Annotated in this window: 17 protein-coding genes and 2 pseudogenes; 16 read left to right on the forward strand and 3 right to left on the reverse strand. The window is 63.1% G+C overall.

Going from position 1 to position 21595, the window contains the following annotated elements:
* Window positions 1-103 precede the first annotated feature (103 nt).
* Window positions 104-1144, reverse strand: a pseudogene (locus C7411_RS13930) (GlxA family transcriptional regulator); the annotation flags it as partial.
* Between the two features lie 436 nt (window positions 1145-1580).
* Between C7411_RS13930 and C7411_RS13940 the strand changes: the two are divergent.
* From C7411_RS13940 to C7411_RS14000, 13 genes and pseudogenes are all read left to right on the forward strand, one after another.
* Window positions 1581-2864, forward strand: coding sequence for a serine hydroxymethyltransferase (locus C7411_RS13940; RefSeq protein WP_110384874.1), 1284 nt, complete (start codon window positions 1581-1583; stop codon window positions 2862-2864).
* Window positions 2865-2914: 50 nt separating this feature from the next.
* On the forward strand, window positions 2915-3886 hold the full coding sequence (locus C7411_RS13945) for a dipeptidase (RefSeq protein ID WP_069267935.1): 972 nt from the start codon (window positions 2915-2917) through the stop codon (window positions 3884-3886).
* 93 nt (window positions 3887-3979) lie between these two features.
* Entirely contained in the window at window positions 3980-4513 is a 534-nt protein-coding gene (locus tag C7411_RS13950) for a DUF5943 domain-containing protein (RefSeq protein WP_110384875.1), read from the forward strand.
* A 64-nt stretch (window positions 4514-4577) separates the two neighbouring features.
* On the forward strand, window positions 4578-6641 hold the full coding sequence (locus C7411_RS13955) for an NADH:flavin oxidoreductase (protein WP_110384876.1): 2064 nt from the start codon (window positions 4578-4580) through the stop codon (window positions 6639-6641).
* 3 nt (window positions 6642-6644) lie between these two features.
* Window positions 6645-8573 (forward strand): (Fe-S)-binding protein, encoded by a 1929-nt coding sequence (locus C7411_RS13960; RefSeq protein WP_110384877.1) that lies wholly within the window; start codon window positions 6645-6647, stop codon window positions 8571-8573.
* 4 nt (window positions 8574-8577) lie between these two features.
* Entirely contained in the window at window positions 8578-9747 is a 1170-nt protein-coding gene (locus tag C7411_RS13965; RefSeq protein ID WP_110384878.1) for an electron transfer flavoprotein subunit alpha/FixB family protein, read from the forward strand.
* Window positions 9744-10556, forward strand: coding sequence for an electron transfer flavoprotein subunit beta/FixA family protein (locus tag C7411_RS13970; RefSeq protein ID WP_110384879.1), 813 nt, complete (start codon window positions 9744-9746; stop codon window positions 10554-10556). Before C7411_RS13965 ends, C7411_RS13970 begins: the two co-directional genes overlap by 4 nt.
* 49 nt (window positions 10557-10605) lie before the next feature.
* Entirely contained in the window at window positions 10606-11847 is a 1242-nt protein-coding gene (locus C7411_RS13975; RefSeq protein ID WP_110384880.1) for an aromatic ring-hydroxylating oxygenase subunit alpha, read from the forward strand.
* A gap of 47 nt (window positions 11848-11894) precedes the next feature.
* On the forward strand, window positions 11895-13040 hold the full coding sequence (locus C7411_RS13980) for an FAD-binding oxidoreductase (RefSeq protein ID WP_110384881.1): 1146 nt from the start codon (window positions 11895-11897) through the stop codon (window positions 13038-13040).
* 112 nt (window positions 13041-13152) lie between these two features.
* Entirely contained in the window at window positions 13153-14013 is an 861-nt protein-coding gene (locus C7411_RS13985; protein WP_110384882.1) for a glycine betaine ABC transporter substrate-binding protein, read from the forward strand.
* A gap of 114 nt (window positions 14014-14127) precedes the next feature.
* Window positions 14128-15413: pseudogene (locus tag C7411_RS13990) on the forward strand (quaternary amine ABC transporter ATP-binding protein); the annotation flags it as partial.
* On the forward strand, window positions 15406-16302 hold the full coding sequence (choW, locus tag C7411_RS13995) for a choline ABC transporter permease subunit (RefSeq protein ID WP_110384883.1): 897 nt from the start codon (window positions 15406-15408) through the stop codon (window positions 16300-16302). The pseudogene C7411_RS13990 and the gene choW, both read left to right, overlap by 8 nt.
* Before the next feature lie 44 nt (window positions 16303-16346).
* Window positions 16347-17339: a GlxA family transcriptional regulator gene (locus C7411_RS14000; protein WP_243413153.1), complete on the forward strand. Its 993-nt coding sequence runs from the start codon at window positions 16347-16349 to the stop codon at window positions 17337-17339.
* A gap of 383 nt (window positions 17340-17722) precedes the next feature.
* On the opposite strand, the gene C7411_RS14005 is transcribed toward C7411_RS14000, so the two are convergent.
* Window positions 17723-18007 (reverse strand): hypothetical protein, encoded by a 285-nt coding sequence (locus C7411_RS14005; RefSeq protein ID WP_243413154.1) that lies wholly within the window; start codon window positions 18005-18007, stop codon window positions 17723-17725.
* A gap of 218 nt (window positions 18008-18225) precedes the next feature.
* Between C7411_RS14005 and C7411_RS14010 the strand changes: the two genes are divergently transcribed.
* From C7411_RS14010 to C7411_RS14025, 3 genes are all read left to right on the forward strand, one after another.
* The gene (locus tag C7411_RS14010; protein WP_181431338.1) at window positions 18226-18396 is read left to right on the forward strand and encodes an Hcp family type VI secretion system effector; all 171 of its coding nucleotides are present in this window, start codon (window positions 18226-18228) and stop codon (window positions 18394-18396) included.
* A 101-nt stretch (window positions 18397-18497) separates the two neighbouring features.
* Window positions 18498-18887 (forward strand): tlde1 domain-containing protein, encoded by a 390-nt coding sequence (locus C7411_RS14015; protein ID WP_243413165.1) that lies wholly within the window; start codon window positions 18498-18500, stop codon window positions 18885-18887.
* Between the two features lie 410 nt (window positions 18888-19297).
* The gene (locus C7411_RS14025; protein WP_110384886.1) at window positions 19298-19843 is read left to right on the forward strand and encodes a hypothetical protein; all 546 of its coding nucleotides are present in this window, start codon (window positions 19298-19300) and stop codon (window positions 19841-19843) included.
* Window positions 19844-20415: 572 nt separating this feature from the next.
* Here the strand turns inward: C7411_RS14025 and C7411_RS14035 are convergent.
* Complete coding sequence (locus C7411_RS14035; protein WP_110385058.1) at window positions 20416-21534, reverse strand: GlxA family transcriptional regulator; 1119 nt, start codon at window positions 21532-21534, stop codon at window positions 20416-20418.
* Between the last annotated feature and the right edge of the window lie 61 nt (window positions 21535-21595).

Here is a 21595-nt window from a genome sequence, read left to right on the forward strand (position 1 = left end):
GTGTGAGCGGCTTTCTTTTGCCTACTTTTCTTTGCCGCTGCAAAGAAAAGTAGGTGCCGCCCCGCACAGGGGCAACGCCTGCGTCCCGACGCGAAAAAAAGTTTCAAACATGAACAGTCGCAGGCGCAAGAACCGCGACAGAAGGCGCATCCAACCCAGAAAGCGGCGCAATCCGCTTCCGCCGTTCCCCAGTCGGCGCACTCCCAAACGCATCCCGATAGCTCTTGCTAAAGTGACAAGCCGACTGAAACCCGCAAGCCATCGTAATTTGCATAATCGACATATCGGTCTGCAACAGCAACTCACGCGCGCGCCGCAACCGCAGCGTCAAATAATAATGAGTCGGCGTCATGCCGAGATGCTCATGAAAGAGCCGCTGCAACTGCCGTTGCGACATATTCGCAAGCCGCGCTAACTCCTCACGCGAAAGCGGCTCCTCGATATTGTTCTCCATAAGCGAGATCACTTCGAAAAGCGACTTGTTCGCAGACCCGAGCCGCGCAACAAGCGGCATGCGCTGCTGCGCAGACGTATCGCGCACATGCTCGACCACGAACTGCTCGGCGATCTGCGTCACGCGCGCCGTCCCCACACGCGCCGTGATGAGGTGCAGCATCATGTCGAGCGGCGCGACGCCACCGGTGCAGGTCACGCGGTCGCGGTCAATGACGAAGAGCTCCTTGAGAAAACGCGTGGACGGAAACTCCTCTTTCAGCGCCGACATGTTCTCCCAGTGAATCGCACAAGCATACCCGGCCAGCAGGCCGGACTTCGCAAGCGCATAGGTTCCCGTGCAAAGACTCCCAAGCGCAACCCCCATGCGCGCGAAGCGGCGCAGCGCAGCGAGATGGGCGGGCGTGGTGGCCCGCTGCACGTCAATGCCGCCGCAGACGAATACGATATCGGGCTGCCCCACGCATTCGGCCGGGCCGGTGTCGATCGAAAGCCCGTTGCTCGACGCGACCGGGCCGCCCTCCGGGCTGATGATCGACCACCTGTAAAGCGGCTGCCCGCTCAGGTAGTTAGCCATACGAAGAACTTCGATCGCGTTCGTGAACGCGATCATCGTGAAGTCGGGCAGCGGCATGAAAGCGAAGTGCGCTAACGACGCTGTGCGATCCGGCAGCATGGGGAACGTTTCCTTGAGATCGGTAGCCTGGCGCCCAGTGCAGGCCCGGTAAGGCCAGAGGCCGGCTACGCTATCGCAATTTTCGAATTTGGCGGGTCCAGTGTGCCATGCGGCAAAACCCTGAGTCATCTGGACAAAAAAGCCGGACGCAGGAAAAAGGACGAAGGTGCGGGATTGGTGCGCTGCATGCACGATAAATCATTCGGATTGGAAAACGTGGGGCACGGTGCACCGCCAGCGGGCGCGAGGCGGAGCCACTTGTGAAAAATGGACGCCGATGGCGGAAAAGGAAAAGAACGCGTCTGAATTTCGACGTTGAGCGCCAATTCGAACGACAAGAATAGAACCGTCGGTCCCCAGCCGGTCAGCGGGTTCAAAGCCGCTCTCAAGCCAGTCGCGACGGGGCCTCCAGCATTGCAGGAAGTCCTTCATTCATCGTCACGGAAGCCCTATGTCGAACACCCAACCTTTCTTTTCGCAAACGCTGGCGCAGCGCGATCCGGCGGTTCGCAGCAGCATCCTGAAAGAACTCGAGCGGCAGCAGTCGCAGGTCGAAATGATCGCGTCGGAAAACATCGTGTCGCGCGCCGTGCTCGAGGCCCAAGGCTCGGTGCTGACCAACAAGTACGCGGAAGGCTACCCGGGCAAGCGTTATTACGGCGGCTGCGAGTTCGCCGACGAGGTGGAAGCGCTTGCCATCGGCCGCATCAAGCAACTCTTCAACGCCGGCTTCGCCAATGTGCAGCCGCATTCGGGCGCACAGGCGAACGGTTCGGTCATGCTCGCGCTCGCCAAACCGGGCGACACGGTGCTCGGCATGTCGCTCGACGCGGGCGGCCACCTCACGCACGGCGCGAAGCCGGCGCTTTCCGGCAAGTGGTTCAACGCCGTGCAGTACGGCGTGAACCGCGAAACCATGCTGATTGATTACGACCAGGTCGAAGCGCTCGCGCAGCAGCACAAGCCGGGCCTCATCATCGCGGGCTTTTCCGCGTATCCGCGTGCGCTCGACTTCGCGCGCTTTCGCGCCATCGCCGATTCGGTCGGCGCGAAGCTGATGGTCGATATGGCGCATATCGCGGGCATCATCGCGGCGGGACGTCATCAGAACCCCGTCGAGCACGCGCACGTCGTCACCTCGACTACCCACAAGACGCTGCGCGGCCCGCGCGGCGGCTTCGTGCTGACCAACGACGAGGAGATCGCCAAAAAGATCAACTCGGCCGTGTTCCCCGGCCTGCAGGGCGGCCCGCTCATGCACGTGATCGCGGGCAAGGCGGTGGCGTTCGGCGAAGCGCTCGATCCGGGCTTCAAGACCTATATCGACAGCGTGCTCGCCAATGCGAAGGCGCTGGGAGAGGTGCTGAAGGCAGGCGGCGTCGACCTCGTGACGGGCGGCACCGACAACCATCTGCTGCTCGTCGATCTGCGGCCCAAGGGGCTCAAGGGCAATCAGGTCGAGCAGGCGCTGGAACGCGCCGGCATCACCTGCAACAAGAACGGCATTCCGTTCGACGCCGAAAAGCCCACGGTCACCTCGGGCATTCGCCTGGGCACGCCCGCCGGCACGACACGCGGCTTCGGCGTGGACGAATTCCGCGAGATCGGCCGCCTGATTCTCGAAGTGTTCGACGCACTGCGCGCACATCCCGAAGGCGACGCCGCCACCGAGCAGCGCGTGCGCCGCGAGATTTTCGCGCTGTGCGAGCGCTTCCCGATCTATACGCAAGCCTGATTCCTCACACTACCGCCTTTCAATTTCATTTGCGAGTTTCGGAGCGGCTAATGAGCACTCTGCATGACAACAGCATCATCATCGACGGTCTGAACATTTCGAAGTTCGAGCGATCGGTGTTCGAAGACATGCGCAAGGGCGGCGTCACCGCCGTCAACTGCACGGTTTCTGTGTGGGAGGACTTCCAGAAGACCGTGGACAACATTGCACAGATGAAGCAGCAGATTCGCGAGTACAGCGAGATCCTCACGCTCGTGCGCACGACCGACGACATCCTGCGCGCGAAGAAAGAGAACAAGACGGGCATTATCTTCGGCTTCCAGAACTCGTACGCGTTCGAGGACAACCTCGGCTATATCGAGGTGTTCAAGGAACTCGGCGTGAATGTCGTGCAGCTTTGCTACAACACGCAGAACCTTGTCGGCACGGGCTGCTACGAACCGGACGGCGGGCTCTCGGGCTACGGGCGCGAAGTGATCCAGGAGATGAACCGCGTGGGGATCCTCGTCGATCTTTCGCACGTGGGCGGAAAGACTTCGTCGGACGCGATTGCTTGCTCGAAGAAGCCGGTGACGTATTCGCATTGCTGCCCGTCGGGCCTCAAGGAGCATCCGCGCAACAAGACCGACGAACAGCTGAAGGAGATTGCCGACGCGAACGGCTTCGTGGGCGTGACGATGTTCGCGCCGTTCCTCAAGAAAGGCCCGGACTCGACCGTCGAAGATTATCTCGAAGCGATCGAATACGTGGTCGATCTGATCGGCGAGGACCGCGTGGGCATCGGCACGGATTTCACGCAAGGCTACAGCACCGAGTTCTTCGACTGGATCACGCACGACAAGGGCCGCTATCGCCGCCTCACGAATTTCGGCAAGGTCGTGAACCCGGAAGGCATCCGCACGATCGGCGAATTTCCGAATCTCACGGCCGCCATGCAAAAAGCCGGCTGGAGCGAGACGCGCATCAAGAAGGTCATGGGCGAGAACTGGATGCGCGTGTTCGGCGAAGTCTGGGGCGGTTGACCGCCGGGCCCGACCGTACAACACGGAAAGGCCACCTTGAATACCTGGAAACCCTAACTAAAAACGCTCACCGAATCATTGGAGCCCCACGAAATGCAACCGCAATTGCCGATCGATGTCGATCCCGCCACCGGCGTCTGGACCACGGACGCGCTGCCGATGCTGTACGTGCCGCGTCACTTCTTCACCAACAATCACACCGCCGTGGAAGAGGCGCTGGGCCGCGATGCGTACGCCGGGATTCTCTACAAGGCCGGCTACAAGTCGGCGTACCACTGGTGCGCAAAGGAAGCCGAAAAGCACGGCATTGCCGGCATGGCTGTGTTCGAGCATTACCTGAAGCGTCTTTCGCAGCGCGGCTGGGGCCTCTTCACGATACGCGAGGCCGACCCGGCAAGCGCGCGCGCGACGATCGAATTGCGTCATTCGTCGTTCGTGCTCGCGCAGCCGGGCAAGGAAGGCAAGCTCTGCTACATGTTCGCGGGCTGGTTCGCGGGGGCGATGGACTGGGTGAACGACACCACGGAAGGCGCAAAGCACGCGCCGCGTTCGCAATCGAAAGAAGTGCAGTGTGCCGCCGAAGGCCACGCGCACTGCGTATTCGAAGTCTCGCCGATCGCCGCCTGAACGACCGCGCGCCTTCCGTAACACAGGACATACCGAAAGACACGAACGCCAGAGGTCGTCTGCGATGCGCTACCCCAATCTGTTCAAACCCTTGACGCTCAATCAGCTCACGCTGCGCAACCGCATCGTCAGCACGGCCCACGCCGAGGTCTACGCGGAGCCGGGCGGCTTGCCGGGCGACCGCTATATCCGCTATTACGAAGAAAAGGCCAAGGGCGGCGTGGGCCTCGCCGTATGCGGCGGCTCGAGCCCGGTGTCGATCGACAGCCCGCAGGGCTGGTGGAAGTCGGTGAATCTTGCCACCGACAAGATCATCGATCCGCTCGCGCGTCTGGCCGAGGCGATGCACCGTCACGGCGCGAAGATCATGATCCAGGCCACGCACATGGGCCGCCGCTCCGCCTTTCACGGCGAACACTGGCCGCATTTGATGTCGCCTTCGGGCGTGCGCGAACCCGTGCACCGCGGCAACGCGAAGATCATCGAGGTGGAGGAAATCCGCCGCATCATCGGCGACTTCGCGGCGGCTGCGAAGCGCGTGAAGGACGCCGGCATGGACGGCATCGAAATCTCCGCCGCGCACCAGCATCTGATCGACCAGTTCTGGAGCCCACGCACGAACTTTCGCACCGACGAATGGGGCGGCTCGCTCGAAAATCGTCTGCGCTTCGGCGTGGAAGTGCTCAAGGCCGTGCGCGAAGCCGTGGGCAAGGACTTTTGCGTCGGCTTGCGCATGTGCGGCGACGAATTTCACGAAGACGGCCTCGATCACGAGCAGCTCAAGGAAATCGCGCAGGCGATGTCGGAAACGGGGCTCATCGATTATCTCGGCGTGATCGGCTCCGGCGCGGATACGCACAACACGCTCGCGAACTGCATGCCGCCCATGGCGCTGCCGCCGGAGCCGTTCGTGCATCTCGCGGCGGGCATCAAGTCGGTGGTCAAGCTGCCGGTCATGCACGCGCAAAGCATTCGCGACGCGGGCCAGGCCGAGCGTCTGCTGGCGAGCGGCATGGTCGATCTCGTGGGCATGACGCGCGCGCAGATCGCCGACCCGCACATGGTCATCAAGATTCGCGATGGCCGCGAGGATGAAATCAAGCAGTGCGTGGGCGCGAACTATTGCATCGACCGCCAGTACAACGGGCTCGACGTGTTGTGCGTGCAGAACGCGGCAACGTCGCGCGAGGCGACCATGCCGCACGTCATCGAAAAATCGCGCGGGCCGAAGCGCAAGGTCGTGGTGGTCGGCGCGGGCCCGGCGGGCCTGGAGGCCGCACGCGTGGCGCGGCTGCGCGGCCACGATGTCGTGCTGTTCGAGAAGGGCGACGCCGTGGGCGGCCAGATTCTGCTGGCTGCGAAAGCGCCGCAGCGCGAGCAGATGGCGGGCATCGTGCGCTGGTTCGACATGGAGACGAAACGCCTGGGCGTGGATCGCCGCCTTGGCGTAATGGCCGACGAGAAAACCATTCTTGCGGAGAAGCCCGACATCGTCGTGCTGGCCACGGGCGGGTCGAGCTTCACGCAGCAGGTTCCGGCCTGGGGCGTGGAAGCGGGGCTCGCCGTGAGCGCGTGGGACATCCTGAGCGGAAAGGTCGAGCCGAAGCAGAACGTGCTCGTCTACGACGGCGTGAGCACGCACGCGGGCGCCGGCGTTGCCGATTTTATTTCGAGCCGTGGCTCGAAGGTCGAGATCGTGACACCCGACGTGAAGGTCGCCGACGACGTGGGCGGCACCACGTTCCCGATCTTCTATCGCCGGCTCTATGCGCAGGGCGTGATTCATACGCCGAATTACTGGCTCGACCGTGTGTATGAAGAAGACGGCAAGAAGATCGCCGTGCTGCGCAACGAGTACACGGAGGAACAGGAAGAGCGCGCCGTCGATCAGGTGGTGATCGAAAACGGCAGCACGCCCAACGACGCCTTGTACTGGAAGCTCAAGCCAGAATCGGTCAACCGCGGGCAGGTGGATGTGCACAAGCTCTTCGCAGCCGAGGCGCAGCCGTGCCTTTCCGAAGAACTCGGCAACGGCCGCTTTCTGCTCTTCCGCGTGGGCGACTGCATCTCCTTGCATAACATCCACGGCGCGATTTACGACGCGCTGCGGCTCGCCAAGGACTTCTGAACCATGAATCCGACCTGGCTCATTACCGCGCTGCTGTGGGTGTCGATGGCGGGGCTCGCGTTCGCGCTCGCGAAGCGCGCCGCTTTCTGGCGGGTGGGGCGCGCGGCTGCGCCCGGCTCCGTCGGCGTCGGCAAGCTGTTCAGTATCCCGAAGCGTTATTTCGTCGATCTGCACCACGTGGTGGCGCGCGACCCGTACATCGCGAAGACGCACGTCGCCACCGCGGGCGGCGCCATCGCGGCGCTCGCGCTCGTGTTCATCAACTACGGGTTCGCGATCTACTCGCCGTGGCTCGACAAGCTGATCTTTCTCGCGGCGCTCGCCATGCTGACCGGCGTGGTGTTCGTGTGGCGCCGCCGCCGCGCGAAAGCGGTGCCGGCGCGCCTCTCGCGTGGGCCCTGGAATACGCTGCCCTGGCTGCTCGGTTCGTTCGCGCTGGGCGTGGCGCTCTTCACGGTCGTGCCGGCGGGCGCCATGTCGGGCGGCTTCGCGGTGCTTTGCGCGGTGCTGATCGCGGTGGGCGCGTTCGCGATGACGTTCGGCGCGGCGCACGGCGGCCCGATGAAGCATGCCGTGGCGGGCCTGTTGCACCTCGCGTTCCATCCACGCCAGGAGCGCTTTGCGGCCACGCGCGAGAGTTGGACCGGCAACGGCACGGCTACGCCCCCCACGGCGCTGAAGCTCCCCGACATCGAAGAGAAGCAGGAATACGGCGTGGCGAAACCCGTCGAGTTTCGCTGGAACCAGCTGCTGAGCTTCGACGCCTGCGTGCAGTGCGGCAAATGCGAGGCCGCTTGCCCCGCCTTCGCCTCGGGCCAGCCGCTCAACCCCAAGAAGCTGATTCAGGATCTCGTGGTCGGCATGGCGGGCGGCACCGATGCGGCCTATGCGGGCAGCCCCACGCCCGGCATCAAGGTCGGACAGCATGGCGGCGCGCCGCATGGCCCGATCGTTTCGGGCCTGATCGAAGCGCAAACGCTGTGGTCCTGCACCACCTGCCGCGCCTGCGTTCAAGAGTGCCCGATGCTGATCGAGCACGTGGATGCCATCGTCGACATGCGCCGCAACCAGACGCTGGTGCACGGCGAAGTGCCGGGCAAAGGCCCCGAGGTGCTTGCCAATCTGCGCGAGACGGGTACGGCGGGCGGCTACGACAAGGCGGCGCGCTACGACTGGTCGGTCGATCTCAACGCGCCCGTGGCGCAACCGGGCAAGCGCGTGGACATACTCGTGGTGGCGGGCGAGGGCGCGTTCGACATGCGCTATCAGCGCACGCTGCGCGCGCTCGTGAAGGTGCTCAACAAGGCGGGCGCGAACTACGCGGTGCTGGGCGCGCGGGAAACCGACACAGGCGACGTGGCGCGCCGCCTCGGCGACGAAGCCACCTTCCAGCAGATGGCCAGGGAGATGATGGCGACGCTCGCCACGCTGGACTTCGCGCGTATCGTGACCGCCGATCCGCACGTCATGCACAGCCTGCGCAACGAGTACCGCGCGCTTGGCGGGCGCTACGAAGTGCTGCATCACACGACTTACCTCGCGGAACTCGCCGCGACCGGGCGCATCGCACCCAAGGCCGTTCAGGCGCTCACGGAAAAGCGCACGACGTATCACGATCCCTGCTACCTGGGCCGCTATAACGGCGAGACCGAAGCGCCGCGCAAGCTGCTCAGGACCATTGGCATCAAGGTCGTGGAGATGGAGCGCAACGGCATGCGCGCACGCTGCTGCGGCGGTGGCGGCGGTGCGCCGCTCACGGATATTCCGGGCAAGCAGCGCATTCCCGACATCCGTATCGCCGACGCGCGCGCGGTCAATGCCGAGGTAGTCGCCGTGGCCTGCCCGCAGTGCACGGCGATGCTCGAAGGCGTGGTGGGCCCGCGCCCCGATGTGCTCGACGTGGCCGAACTCGTGGCCGCCTCGCTGGAGTGAATCGATGAATACCCTTAAACGAATCGATCCGCGCCGCCCCTTCGTCGTCACGGCGGCGGGCCTCAAGCGCATCACGCTGGGCGCGGCAGGCAGCGCGGACGCGAGCGCCGCGCAATGGCTCGCGCAGCACGCGCATGCAAGCGCGGCGAAGCCACGCCGCGTGATTAGTCATCCCGATCATGTCCTGCTCGTAGTCGCACACGCCGAACGCGGCGCGCTCGACGATCACGCGTGCCAGGCCGTTGCCGCCGCCGCGTTGCTCGCCGATGCGCAAACCAAAGTGGCATTGCTCGTGTTCGGTGAGCTGAAGGACGATGCCGGCGCGCTCGGCGTGGACAAGCTGATCGAGCTGCCTGATTTCGAGCGCCGCACGTTCGCGCCGGAAAGCGCGTTGCGCGCACTGCAGGCCTGCGCGGCGGCGCTCGCGCCGAAGCACATATTCCTGCCCGACAACGCGAGCGGCGACGGCGACCTCGGACGCCGCTATGCGGCCGCCGCCGGTGCGAGCGTGGCGACCCACGTGGTCGAGATCGACCCGAAGCATGTGGGCGTATATGAGCAGGCGAAGCGCGCGTGGGCCGTGCGCTCGCTGCCCGACGTGATCCTTCTTGCGCCGAACGCTGTCGAGGCGAAGCTGCCCTTCGTCGGCGCGGGCGAACGCCTCGCGGGCGATTTCATCCGGCCGGCTGCTGACTTCGCATCGCCATACCAGGACCTGGGCCTCGAAGCCATCGATGCTGCCCAGGTTGCGCTCGAAGAAGCCGATTTCATCGTTTCGGCGGGCAACGGCGTAACCGACATCGCCGCGTTCGGGCGGCTCGCGGGCGCATTCGGCGCGGCAGTCGGCGCGAGCCGCGTGGCGGTGGACAACGGGCACTTCACGCGCGACAAGCAGGTGGGCGCGACGGGCAAGACGGTCGAGGCGAGCGTGTATATCGCGTTCGGCATTTCGGGCGCCGTGCAGCACTTGCAGGGCATCAAGGACTGCCGCCATGTGATCGCCGTGAATCTCGACGGCAGCGCGCCGATTGCGAAGCGCGCGAACCTGACCGTGGTCGGCGACGCGCAAGGCACGATCGCCGCGCTGATCGAGCAGGTGCAAGCCGCACGCGCCAAGCCTGGCGGGGCGAGCGCCGTACGTGACGAAACGCATTCCGCAGGAGTCGCCGCATGAACGCACGCCATGATCCTCAACGCGGCATCGAGCGCATTGCGGTGCTCGTATCGGCGGGGCGTCACCCCGTGAGCGGCACGCCGCGTTACAGCCGAAACGATGCGCTCGCGCTCGACCTCGCGCGGACGCTGGCCGAACGGCATCACGCGCGTCTCGACGTGCTGCACGCAGGCGACCCCGCCGATCCCGCGCTCGCCGAATACCTCGCACTAGGCGCGCACGAAGTGGAGGTGCTGGCCTGCGCGCCTTCCGGCGACGCGGCGCGCATGCTCGCCGAGCGCGTGCGTGGCTACGACCTCGTGCTGACCGGCACGCGCGCCGAGGGCGCGCACGACAGCGGCATGCTGCCGTACCGTGTGGCGGCTGCGCTGGGCGCGCCGATCGTGGGCGGCGCGGTCGACATCGACGTGGACGTCGCTGCGCGCGCCGCGGTGGTGCGCCAGTTTCTGCCCAAAGGCCTGCGCCGTCGCGTGCAGACCGCGCTGCCCGCGGTGATCGCCGTTCATCCGCTCGCGAACGCCCAGCCCCGTTACGCCTATGCACGGCTGCGCGCGGGCGCGGTGCGGACTGCGAACGCAACGCGCGCTAGCGGCGCCGAATCGACCGAAGCCTGCGCATGGACGGTCGGCCCGATCGAGCGCAAACCCGTGCGGCTGGCCGCGGCGGAAAAGCGCTCGGGCCACGCGCGCATGCTTTCGGCGACCACGACCGAAAGCCGGGGCGGCAACGTCGTAATTGAAGGGAGTTCGGTCGAAAAAGCACAAGTGATCCTCGCGTATTTGCGCGAGCATCAACTCATCGATTACTGATTTTGCTGGCCTGTCGGCAACGAACTGGGATGAAAAATCCGGAGCACACATGAAAGTAACGGCAGAGATTCGCGCACTGATCGAGCGCCGCCAGGCGGGTTACAGCCTGGAAGCGCCTTTCTACCTGAGCGAGGAGATTTTCGCGCTCGATATGGAGACGATTTTCCGGCAACACTGGATCGAGGTCGCCACGGAAGCGGAAATTCCCGAACCGGGCGACTACGTGACCGTCGATCTGGCGGGCGACTCGATCCTGATCGTGCGCGACGACGACATGCAGGTGCGCGCGTTCCACAACGTCTGCCGCCACCGCGGCGCGCGCCTGTGCAACGAAGAGAAGGGGTCGGTGGGCAATATCGTTTGCCCGTATCACAGCTGGACCTACAACCTCACCGGCGCGCTGATGTTCGCCGAGCACATGGGCGAGCAGTTCGACCGCTGCAAGCACAGTCTCAAGAGCGTGCACGTGGAGAATCTCGCGGGCCTGATCTTCGTGTGTCTCGCCGAAGAACCGCCCGCGGACTTCGCGCTCATGCGCGCCGAGATGGAGCCGTATTTGCTGCCGCACGACCTGGCGGGCTGCAAGGTCGCCGCGCAGGTCGACATCATCGAGAAAGGCAACTGGAAGCTCGTGATGGAAAACAATCGCGAGTGCTATCACTGCGTGGCAAATCATCCCGAGCTGACGATTTCGCTCTACGAGTACGGCTTCGGCTACGCGCGCACGGAAGCCAACGCCGAAGGCATGGACGCGTTCGAGCGCACCTGCAACGAGCGCGCGAAGCAGTGGGAAGCGATGGACCTGCCGTCGGTCGAGATCGAAAAACTGCTGGACGTCACGGGTTTTCGCACGCAGCGCCTGCCGCTCGACCGTTGTGGCGAGTCGCAAACACTGGACGCGAAGGTCGCGTCGAAGAAGCTGCTCGGCGAGTTTCGCACCGCCGATCTCGGCGGCCTCTCGTTCTGGACGCAGCCGAATTCGTGGCATCACTTCATGAGCGATCACATCGTGTCGTTTTCCGTGATTCCGCTTTCGGCCGGCGAAACGCTCGTACGCACGCGCTGGCTCGTTCACAAGGACGCGCGCGAAGGCATCGATTACGACGTGGAGAACCTCACCGCCGTGTGGAATGCGACCAACAACCAGGACCGCACGCTCGTGGAGTATTCGCAGCGCGGCGCCGCAAGCAGCGCCTATGAACCGGGTCCGTATTCGCCGTACACGGAAGGGCTCGTCGAAAAGTTCTCGGCCTGGTATATCGGCCGCCTCGCCAGGCAGATTGGCGCATAACGCGCCCGCAAAGCGCAAAAAATGCGGCAAAGATAGCGGAGTTTGACATGATGCGAGACGCGGCCCAATTCAATCCACTCGATCCCGGCGACAGCCGGGTGACGCGCCCGGCGTTCTGGGGCGCGCTGCCCGAGCGGTGGACGAGCGAGGTCGAGGAAACCCTCGTGTGCTGCCACGTGTGGCAGGAAACGCATGACGTGAAGAGCTTTTTCCTGCGCTCGCCGCAGGGCCGCACATTCTTGTTCGAGCCGGGGCAGTTCCTCACGCTCGAACTCGAGATCGACGGTGAGGCCGTCAACCGCTGCTATACGATTTCGTCGTCGCCCGCACGACCTCATACCATTTCCATTACGGTCAAGCGCGTGCCGGGCGGCAAGGTGTCGAACTGGCTGCACGACAACCTGCGCCCGGGCGTTTCGCTACGCGTGCTCGGGCCGGCCGGCGAATTCACGTGTGCACGTCACCCCGCACCGAAGTATCTGTTTCTTTCCGCGGGGTCCGGCGTCACGCCGCTGATGTCGATGAGCCGCGCGCATCACGATCTCGCGGAGGACCGCGATATCGTTTTCGTGCACAGCGCCCGCACGCCCGACGACATCATCTTCGCGCGCGAGCTGGAACTGATCGCTTCGAGCCGCGCGAATTTCCGCACGTCGTTCGTCTGTGAAAGAGTGGGTGCGCGCACCGACTGGTCGGGCGTGACGGGCTTTCTCTCGCTGCCGCTCCTGAAGTTGATTGCCCCGGACTTCATGGAGCGGGAGATCTTCACCTGCGGGCCCGCGCCGTACATGAAAGCCGTGCGCGATCTGCTCGACGAGGCCGGCTTCGCACGCGAACGCTACCACGAAGAGAGTTTTTCGTTCGAAACGCTTACGGCGCAAGCCGAGGCGCCGGTGGAACAGCCCCCGGCGGAATCGTCCGCCGAAACGGCCAGCTTCAAGATCACCTTCGCCAAAAGCCGCCGCGAGATTCAGTGCGGCGCACATCAGACCGTGCTCGACGCCGCGCGCCAGGCCGGCGTGCGTCTGGCTTCCTCGTGCAGCCAGGGCATGTGCGGAACCTGCAAGGTCAAGCTCGTTTCCGGGCAGGTGGATATGAAGCACAGCGGCGGCATACGCCAGCGCGAAATCGATCAGGGCATGGCGCTGCTGTGCTGCTCGAAACCGCTGTCCGACCTCGTCGTCGACAAATAGCGCGCGCGTCGCGCAACGACAAGAACACGTCGTAAATCGACGTTAGCGGCAGATTGTGGCGGGCGAATCTGCATAGGCACGGGGCGCTTGCCCATATCACAGGAGATCGACCATGAAGCTGTCTGGAAAACTTGTTTGGACCGGTGTGTTTTCGGCGATGGTGTGCTTGAGCGCCCCGGCGTTTGCCGACGGCAAGCCGACCGTGAAGATCGGTTATGTCGAAGGCTGGGACGACAGCGTCGCGACGTCCAACGTGGCCGCGCGCATCATCGAGAAGCGCTATGGCTATCCGGTGCAGCTCGTGCCCGTGGCCGCGGGCATCATGTGGCAGGGCGTGGCGCGCGGCGACCTCGACGCGACGCTTTCCGCCTGGCTGCCCGTCACGCAGGGCGCGTACTGGGCGCAGTTCAAGGACAAGGTGGTCGACCTCGGCACGAACTTCCCGGGCGCGAAGATCGGTCTCGTGGTGCCCGACTACGTCAGTGCGAAGAGTATCAGCGATCTCAACGCGGACAAGTCGGCGTTCGGCGGCCGCATCGTCGGCATCGACGCCGGCGCGGGCGTGATGCGCAAGACCGACGAGGCCGTCAAGCAGTACGACCTCAGCTACAGCGTGATGCCGAGTTCGGGCAGCGCGATGACGGCCGAGCTGGCGCGTTCGGTGGGGTCGAAGAAACCGGTGATCGTTACGGGCTGGACGCCGCACTGGATGTTCGCCAAGTACAAGCTGCGCTTCCTCGACGATCCGAAGAACGTCTACGGCGCCGCAGAGCACGTGGACAACGTGGCCAACCCCGAACTCGAGAAGAAGGCCCCGCAGGTGGTCACGTTCCTGAAGAACTTCCAGTGGAAGCCGGGTGAGATCGACAGCGTCATGCTCGCGATCCAGAACGGCGAGAAGCCCGATGCCGCGGCCGACACGTGGATCGCCGCGCACGGCGATCGCGTGAATGCCTGGGCGGGCACGCAGTAATCGCAGGCAATCAACGGCAGGGGGCCCGTAGCGGCCCCGCCAGACCCGTGCCCGCTACGGGCCGCGCGCTGCGATTGTGCCTATGCAGCATGTCACTTTTCTGATGCGGCGCCGTGTCGCTTTTGCGTAAGCGTTTGTCGCAATTCGCCATCCCGGCAGGGTTTTTTCTGGCAACCATGTAGACATACCGTGCGGGCCGGCGCCTGCCGTTCGAGGAGATGGAGTCGATGAAATCCCCCAAGATCGTGGTCGATGGATTATGCAAGGTATTCGGGCCCAACCCGAAGCTTGCACGTGAGCTGCTCGCAAAGGGCGCGACGAAAGACGAGCTGTTCGCCAGGACCGGCTATGTGCTCGGTGTGAACAATGCCTCGTTCGAGGTGCACGAGGGCGAGATTTTCGTGCTGATGGGGCTGTCCGGCTCGGGCAAGTCCACGCTGATCCGGCTCATCAACCGGCTCGTGGAGCCGACGGCCGGCAAGGTCATCATCGACGGGCGCGATATCGCGGCCGTGCGGCGCTCGGAACTGGTCTCGCTGCGCCGTACCGACATGAGCATGGTGTTCCAGTCGTTCGCGCTCATGCCGCAGCGCAGCGTGCTCGCGAATGCCGCGTTCGGCCTCGAAGTGGCGGGCGTGGGCCGCAAGGAGCGCGAGCAACGCGCGCTGGCCGTGCTGGAGCAGGTCGGCCTCGCGGCGTTTGCGCAGAAGCTGCCCGCCGAGCTTTCGGGCGGCATGCAGCAGCGCGTGGGCCTCGCTCGCGCGCTCGCGGTGAATCCTTCGCTCATGATCATGGACGAAGCGTTCTCCGCGCTCGATCCGCTCAAGCGCAAGGAAATGCAGAACGTGCTGCTGCAACTGCAAAAAGAGCAGCGCCGCACGATCATGTTCGTTTCACACGACCTCGAAGAGGCGCTGCGCATCGGCAGCCGCATCGCGATCATGGAAGGTGGCCGCATCGTGCAGATCGGCACGCCGCAGGAGATCATCAGCAATCCTGCCGATGACTATGTGCGGGCGTTCTTCGACGGCGTGGATACGAGCCGCTATCTCACCGCCGGCGACCTCATGCAGCGGGAAGCCGTGCCGCTCATCCGCTCGCTCGACGCGAAGAGCGTAGCCTCGTCGCTCAACGGCAGCGCCGATTACGCGTTCGTGCTGGACGCGCAGCACCGCATCAGCGGTTTCGTCACGCGCGATGCGATAGGCGCTGCGCAGCCGGCGCTGAAGCAGGTCGAATGCATCACGCTCGGCACGCCGCTGGAGCAGGTCGTCTCGCGCGTGTGCGCGAACACGACGGCGCTGCCCGTGGTCGACGACGAGGGCCGCTATTGCGGCTCCATCGATCAGGCCGCCGTCCTGAAGGTCATTACGCGTAATCGAGGTGCCGCCCATGTCTGAGATCATTCCCGTCGGCCAGTGGGTCGATCAGTCGGTTCACTATCTGCTCGACCACGATGCCAACAGCTTCGACGCCGTCGGCAAGGCAATCGAGAGTTTTGCCGCACTTGTCGAGCACGGCTTGCAGGCCATTCCCATGTGGGCGCTCATGGCGTTCTTCATCGCAATCGGCCTGTGGCGCGTGGGCTGGCGCTTCGCGATCTTCGTCACCTGCTCGCTATTGCTGATCTACGCAACAGGCTTCTGGGATCAGACCGTCGTGACGCTCGGCCTCACGCTCTCGTCAACGGTGATCAGCCTCGTGATCGGCATTCCGCTCGGCATCTGGACGGCGAAGAGCAAGCTCGTGCAAACCATCGTGCGCCCCATTCTCGACCTGATGCAGACCATGCCGGCCTTCGTCTATCTGATTCCTGCCGCGATGCTGTTTGGTCTTGGCCGCGTGCCCGGCATTCTGTCCACCGTGATCTTCGCCATGCCGCCAGCCGTTCGCCTTACGAGCCTCGGCATCAAGCACGTGAACCGCGAGATCGTCGAAGCAGGGCAGGCGTTCGGCTGCACGCCGTGGCAACTACTGTACAAGGTGCAGTTTCCCAATGCGCTGCCGTCCATCATGCAAGGCGTGAACCAGACCATCATGATGGCGCTTTCCATGGTCATCATCGCTTCGATGGTGGGCGCGGGTGGTCTTGGCAACGACGTGCTCGCGAGCATTCAGCGGCTGGATATCGGCCTCGGCTTCGAAAGCGGGCTTTCCGTTGTGCTGCTCGCCATCATTCTCGACCGGATTACCGAGAGCTTTGGCCGGGCGCCGGGAGCCGTGAAAGCGCCGCTGTTCTCGGGACTCAAGCAATTGATGCGCGTGCGTCCCGCGGTCGTAGAGGCGTAAGCGTCGGAATCACACCATCAACCGCCATTCCCGAGGAGCGCAATGTGACGACCGACATCGTCGTGCCCGAGCCCGAAGCGCGCACGGCATCGTCTCTCAGGCATTTCGGTTTCCTGACGTTGCAGAACTTTTCGATGATCGCGTTTTCGAGTGCGGTCGAGGTTCTGCGCATGGCGAACTACGTGGGACGCGCGGACCATTACCGCTGGTCGATCTACTCGCTCGACGGTGCACCGGCCCGCGCGAGCAACGGCATCACGGTGCGCCCCGCCCAGGCGCTCGACCCGGCGTGCCTGCCCGACGTGCTGATCGTGTGCGGCGGCATTCGCATTCGCGAGATCATGAGCGAAGGCGTGCGCGCCGCGCTCGCCATGGCGGCGCGGCAGGGCGTGCCGCTTGGCGGCATCTGCACCGGTGCTTATGCGCTGATGGCGAGCGGGCTGCTGGACGGCTATCGCTGCGCCGTGCATTGGGAAGATCTCACGGTCCTGCACGAAGAGTTTCCGCGCGTGCGTTTCGCCGACGAACTATTCGTCGTCGATCGCGACCGGCTCACCTGCACAGGCGGCACGGCGCCGCTCGACCTGATGCTCGAACTCGTTGGCGCGCGCCTTGGGCAAAGTCTTGCCGCCAAGGTATCGGAACAGTTTATTCTGGAGCGGATTCGCGGCTCGACCGATCTGCAGCCCATCCCGGTGGATGCGCGCGTGGGTTTTTCGCGCGCGGAGCTGGTGGAGGTCGTGCGGTTGATGGAGGCGAATATCAAGGAGCCACTGTCGCTGGAAGAACTCGCGCGGCTCGTTCGGCTTTCGCAACGGCATTTGCAGCGGATGTTCAAGGCGTATCTGAACGTTTCGCCTACGCATTATTACTTGACGTTGCGGCTGAAGCGTGCTCGGGAATTGTTGCGTACGACCGATACTTCGATTTCGCGTGTGACCGCTATTTGCGGGTTTAATTCGCCTTGCCATTTTAGTAAGGCGTATCGGGTGCAGTTTGGGCATGCGCCTAGTCATGAGCGGCGTGGCTCGGAGTGAGTTTTTTTGCTTTATTGCCTTTTCTTGAATTCGCGTCGGGGCGCGAGCGTTGCCCCTGTGCGGGGCGGCACCTACTTTCTTTGCGGCGGCAAAGAAAGTAGGCAAAGAAAGCCGCTCACACCGCCAATGCCTGCCACAGTTCACCTCTGGCCGTAATCGCCAGTGGCTCCGGAGCGTCTGTCACCTCGCACCATTCTCGTTAGTGACAAAGGGCTCATCCGTTCCCGCTGCTCGCTACGCGCGCAGCGGACGGGCCTGCAAGGCTAAAATTGCCCAACGCCCATAAACTGAAAATCCCCTCTCAAACCTTTGCCAGACAAGGCTTTGACGGTGCGTGTGGCGAGTCTCGACGTGCCGGGAGCGTGGTCAATCCGGGGTGGCATTTATGCCGACGGGCGTCGCGTAAAGATCTGCTCGATCTGACATGTACGCTCATCCGCACTGCACTGGAACGGCATGGCGAGATCGCCGCGATGACGGCTGAGGGCAAACGCGACGATCTGCCGACGCGTCCGGCCGATCCCGCCGCGCGCCGACTGCCTGCCCTCAAGCGCCTGCGCACAATAGCGCTGAACGGCTTTGCGCGAGTCGACGCCTGCGTACCACGCGCGCAAGGCGGATAGGCTCGCAGGGGCAGGAAATGACAGGGAAACCGGATCGATCAGCATCCTGCCATTGTAGGCAACGAAATGATCGCGGTGAACCGGCTGGGTGTGACGCGATTTGCGAAAGGTGAGTTTTATCGGGAAACAGGTGCATATTGCTAAGAACACTTAGCGACACACCCGCCGTGTTGATGCACATCAACCTGCTTACCCCGCATGCGCGATAAGCTCGCCAGCGCTTCGCACTCGTTCAACCCTCGCTGACCAAGGATCACTTCATCATGCTGATCGAAGGGGTGAAGGTTACCGGCGTTAACCCCGGCATGGCGAACGCAAAATCCAGTGACTCACAAACCAATCATATTGAACTGGTGTCACTGATGTACGATCGCATCACATGGCATTATACCGATGGCAATATCAAATTCACCGATGACTGGAATGAGCGATAGTTGATATGTCGAATCCATACGCGGCGGAACGGGGCATCCCGAGCGCTCCGCTTTGTGCCAGGTCGAGCATTTCATTACGGTTTAACGGGCGGTTCCTGACCATGATTGGTCCGGGAGGGCGAGCCTATGCTGCCGTTTCAGGTCGCCCCACTGACGGGGGTGAGTTTGATTATTCTCCTGCCAGACAACACGAGAGCCGCACAGGACCAATTCCCGAGGGACAGTATTGGGTTAAGCCGTCGCAGATGTGGACGAACCACTGGTACAACCTCGCGCCGCGTGCGGCATGGGGAGATCACCGGCTCACGATTCACGTTTTACCAGGCACGCAAACCTATGGTCGTGGCGGATTTTTTATCCATGGCGGCACGCATGCAGGAAGCGCAGGCTGCATCAACCTGCACGCCCGAATGGAAGACTTTGTTCACGTTTTGAAAGACGTAACCGCTGGGTCGCCAGATTGCTATATTCCCCTGACTGTTCAGTACTGATATGGCAAAAATTCGATCTGTTCATGTGCTTTGCGGAGCGGCCTTACTTATTTTTCTGGGATTGGTCATCACATTCAACGTGATCAATTTTAGCGAAGCCTATGGCAGTGGCCCCCCGTATTATTCACGAACAACGAACATGGATAAATGGTCCAGCCCGTTGCCACTATTGACGGTGGTCGATGCTGTCTCGGTATTGGCAATTGTTTTGTGTTTCTACATGCTGAGACGAAAAGATTGAAGGCGTGAATAACGAAACCCACCCTTGGTCAAGGCATCACCCGCCGCTCAAATAGCCATCAGCACTTTTGTTTGATGCGTGAGCTTCCGGTGCAATGGGTTTCGTAAGCAAAACTTATGACCTCGCAATCCGTCCGCACACATTTCCCCGGACCGCCGGATGCAGGCAGATGGTCGATCACATGTCCGATTTCCACCGCCTGATGCAAAGCCTCAACAACCCTGCTATCAATTTTCTCGGACAGGAGTTCGGTGGCGTCTATCGCTATGCGAAAATCGTTGAAACGCTCGCCACAGGCGTGGCCACAGGACAGATCCATGTTCCCGGTCAGGAGCGGAAATTCGCCGAAGAGCATCGCATCGCCGCCGCGATCGATCAGCGCGTGCGCCAGCTCGAAGCAAACGGTATCTGCGGAAAGGCACTGCTGGAACCGATGGCTGGATACACGCCCGATCTGCATCGGCTCTGGAACAGCACATCCGATGAGCTTCTCGTCGCGCTGTGCCATACCTATCCCGGGTTATACCGTTATGGCGGCATCTTCGAGCAGGCATGGCTCGCCGGAGAGGGCAAAATGACACCCACACCACCGACACTGCCCGATTCCGTCAAGCCGGCAGTTCTGCGGCTGCTTTCGGACGGCGCGACGCTTGAGCGCGAACTCCAGACGATGCTCGATGCTCGCCCACAACGCGATCTCTGGGTGCAGGCGTAACTGCTTGAGGAAACATATCAGCAATGGAGCGCGTTGCTCGCGCAGTTGCCTGAAATCCTGAAGGCAGCCGACGTTGCCGAACTCTCGCGTGTAACTGTGCAGGAAATCTTCGAGCCAATGGCGCAACGCATCGACACACTTCGCGCTCAGGTTTACGGCTAGATGTGCCAGACTTCTGCTGTCAACCTTGCCTGGCAAAGGTTTGAGAGGGGATTTTCAGTTTATGGGCGTTGGGCAATTTTAGCCTGCAAGGGAAACCGATCTGTCTGCCAGGACTCGGGGTTTGGGTTATGCCCTTCGGGGCGCGCAGCGCCGCCGGAAGCATGAGCGCCTTGTCACTCCGTTTGTGGGCGAGGGGTGACAGACGCTCCGGAGCCACTAGCGATAACGGCCAGAGATGAACCGTGGCAGGCGCTGGTGGTTTGAGCGGCTTTCTTTGCCTACTTTCTTTGCCGCCGCAAAGAAAGTAGGTGCCGCCCCGCACAGGGGCAACGCCCGCGTCCCGACGCGAATTCAAGCTACAACCAACCCGCGGGGAACCGCAAAAAAGCAGAGAGACCAGCATCACTCAATCAATGCAGCGAAGTGCTAACAGCGCCCCCTTCCGCCTCCTGGCCGCCGAGAAGCGGCTCATTCCGCAATAGCGCATCAAGATCCGCCAACTGCACAGAATCCTGCCCACTCCGCTGCGCGCGAAACATAACAGGCGGCATCCCGAACTGCTTACGAAACTCACGCCCAAGATGCGAAGCATCCGAAAACCCGCAACTCGAAGCAATATCGGCAACGGTGCGGTCCGAACTCGTGAGTAGCCAGGCGGCTGTACGCAGGCGCAAGGCATTGGCGAACGCGCGCGGACTCTTGCCCGTTTCCGCCTTGAAAAGGCGTTCGAGCTGCCGCGGCGAGAGGTTCAGCTTGCAGGCCAGTTCCTCCAGCGGCACGTTGCGCCCGACTTGCTGCTCGATCAACAGTACGGCGCGCTTGACCTTCGGATGCGTGGCGGGCTCGAGGCCAGGCGGGTGAGGCTGGGGCGCATTGCCCTTCTGCATTTCGCCGACCAGCAAAATGCGCAGCGCCTTTTGCACCGTCGCGTGGTCGAAATGGCGCAGCAAAATGGCGGCGGCGACGTCGATCGACGCGCGGCCGCCCGAGCAGGTAATGCGGCGGCGGTCGATCGCGAACAGACGGTCGGCCACGATGGCGTCGGCATTGACGTTGGGGAAGCGCTCGATGAAGTCCCAATAGTGGAACCAGCTCACGCATATACGATGACCGTCGAGCACACCGGCGCGCATCAGCGCGAAAACACCCGTGCAGATTCCGACGACTGTCGTCTCGCCGCCGGCCGCGTGGCGGATGTACTTCAGCGTGGCTTCGCTTGCGTGCGGGCCGGAATGCAGCAGTCCGCCCACGACCACGAGATAGTCGACCGGTTCGGCGTCGGCAAAGGTTTCCCAAGGCGCGATCTGAATGCCGCAGCTTGCGCGCACGGGCGCGAGTGTTTCGCCGATCACGCGCCACGAGCAGTGCACGGGCTTGCTGTAGTCGCCTTCATCGGCGGACAGGCGCAGCATGTCGACGAAACCGGAAAACGCGGTCAGCGTGAAGTTCGGCAGCAGCACGATGCCGAAGCGGATGCGCTCCTTGGGAGCGGCATCGATGGAAACGGCGGTGGCGAGTGTGTCGGACATGGAGGCAGGATAGCGGCGATGCGGTTTCTGCCAAGCTTCTACGATATGACACGGAGGCGCT

The organism is Paraburkholderia silvatlantica (assembly GCF_003096715.1).
Lineage (GTDB): Bacteria > Pseudomonadota > Gammaproteobacteria > Burkholderiales > Burkholderiaceae > Paraburkholderia > Paraburkholderia silvatlantica.

What these genes read in the sequence shown, in the direction of transcription:
- C7411_RS13955 (WP_110384876.1), top strand. Translation starts at nt 4,578, where the DNA reads ATGCGCTACCCCAATCTGTTCAAACCCTTGACGCTCAATCAGCTCACG.
- C7411_RS13970 (WP_110384879.1), top strand. Translation starts at nt 9,744, where the DNA reads ATGAACGCACGCCATGATCCTCAACGCGGCATCGAGCGCATTGCGGTG.
- C7411_RS13960 (WP_110384877.1), top strand. Translation starts at nt 6,645, where the DNA reads ATGAATCCGACCTGGCTCATTACCGCGCTGCTGTGGGTGTCGATGGCG.
- C7411_RS13980 (WP_110384881.1), top strand. Translation starts at nt 11,895, where the DNA reads ATGATGCGAGACGCGGCCCAATTCAATCCACTCGATCCCGGCGACAGC.
- C7411_RS14005 (WP_243413154.1), bottom strand. Translation starts at nt 18,007, where the DNA reads ATGCTGATCGATCCGGTTTCCCTGTCATTTCCTGCCCCTGCGAGCCTA.
- C7411_RS14035 (WP_110385058.1), bottom strand. Translation starts at nt 21,534, where the DNA reads ATGTCCGACACACTCGCCACCGCCGTTTCCATCGATGCCGCTCCCAAG.
- C7411_RS14015 (WP_243413165.1), top strand. Translation starts at nt 18,498, where the DNA reads ATGATTGGTCCGGGAGGGCGAGCCTATGCTGCCGTTTCAGGTCGCCCC.
- C7411_RS13940 (WP_110384874.1), top strand. Translation starts at nt 1,581, where the DNA reads ATGTCGAACACCCAACCTTTCTTTTCGCAAACGCTGGCGCAGCGCGAT.
- C7411_RS13975 (WP_110384880.1), top strand. Translation starts at nt 10,606, where the DNA reads ATGAAAGTAACGGCAGAGATTCGCGCACTGATCGAGCGCCGCCAGGCG.
- choW (WP_110384883.1), top strand. Translation starts at nt 15,406, where the DNA reads ATGTCTGAGATCATTCCCGTCGGCCAGTGGGTCGATCAGTCGGTTCAC.
- C7411_RS13985 (WP_110384882.1), top strand. Translation starts at nt 13,153, where the DNA reads ATGAAGCTGTCTGGAAAACTTGTTTGGACCGGTGTGTTTTCGGCGATG.
- C7411_RS14010 (WP_181431338.1), top strand. Translation starts at nt 18,226, where the DNA reads ATGCTGATCGAAGGGGTGAAGGTTACCGGCGTTAACCCCGGCATGGCG.
- C7411_RS14025 (WP_110384886.1), top strand. Translation starts at nt 19,298, where the DNA reads ATGGTCGATCACATGTCCGATTTCCACCGCCTGATGCAAAGCCTCAAC.
- C7411_RS13965 (WP_110384878.1), top strand. Translation starts at nt 8,578, where the DNA reads ATGAATACCCTTAAACGAATCGATCCGCGCCGCCCCTTCGTCGTCACG.
- C7411_RS13950 (WP_110384875.1), top strand. Translation starts at nt 3,980, where the DNA reads ATGCAACCGCAATTGCCGATCGATGTCGATCCCGCCACCGGCGTCTGG.
- C7411_RS13945 (WP_069267935.1), top strand. Translation starts at nt 2,915, where the DNA reads ATGAGCACTCTGCATGACAACAGCATCATCATCGACGGTCTGAACATT.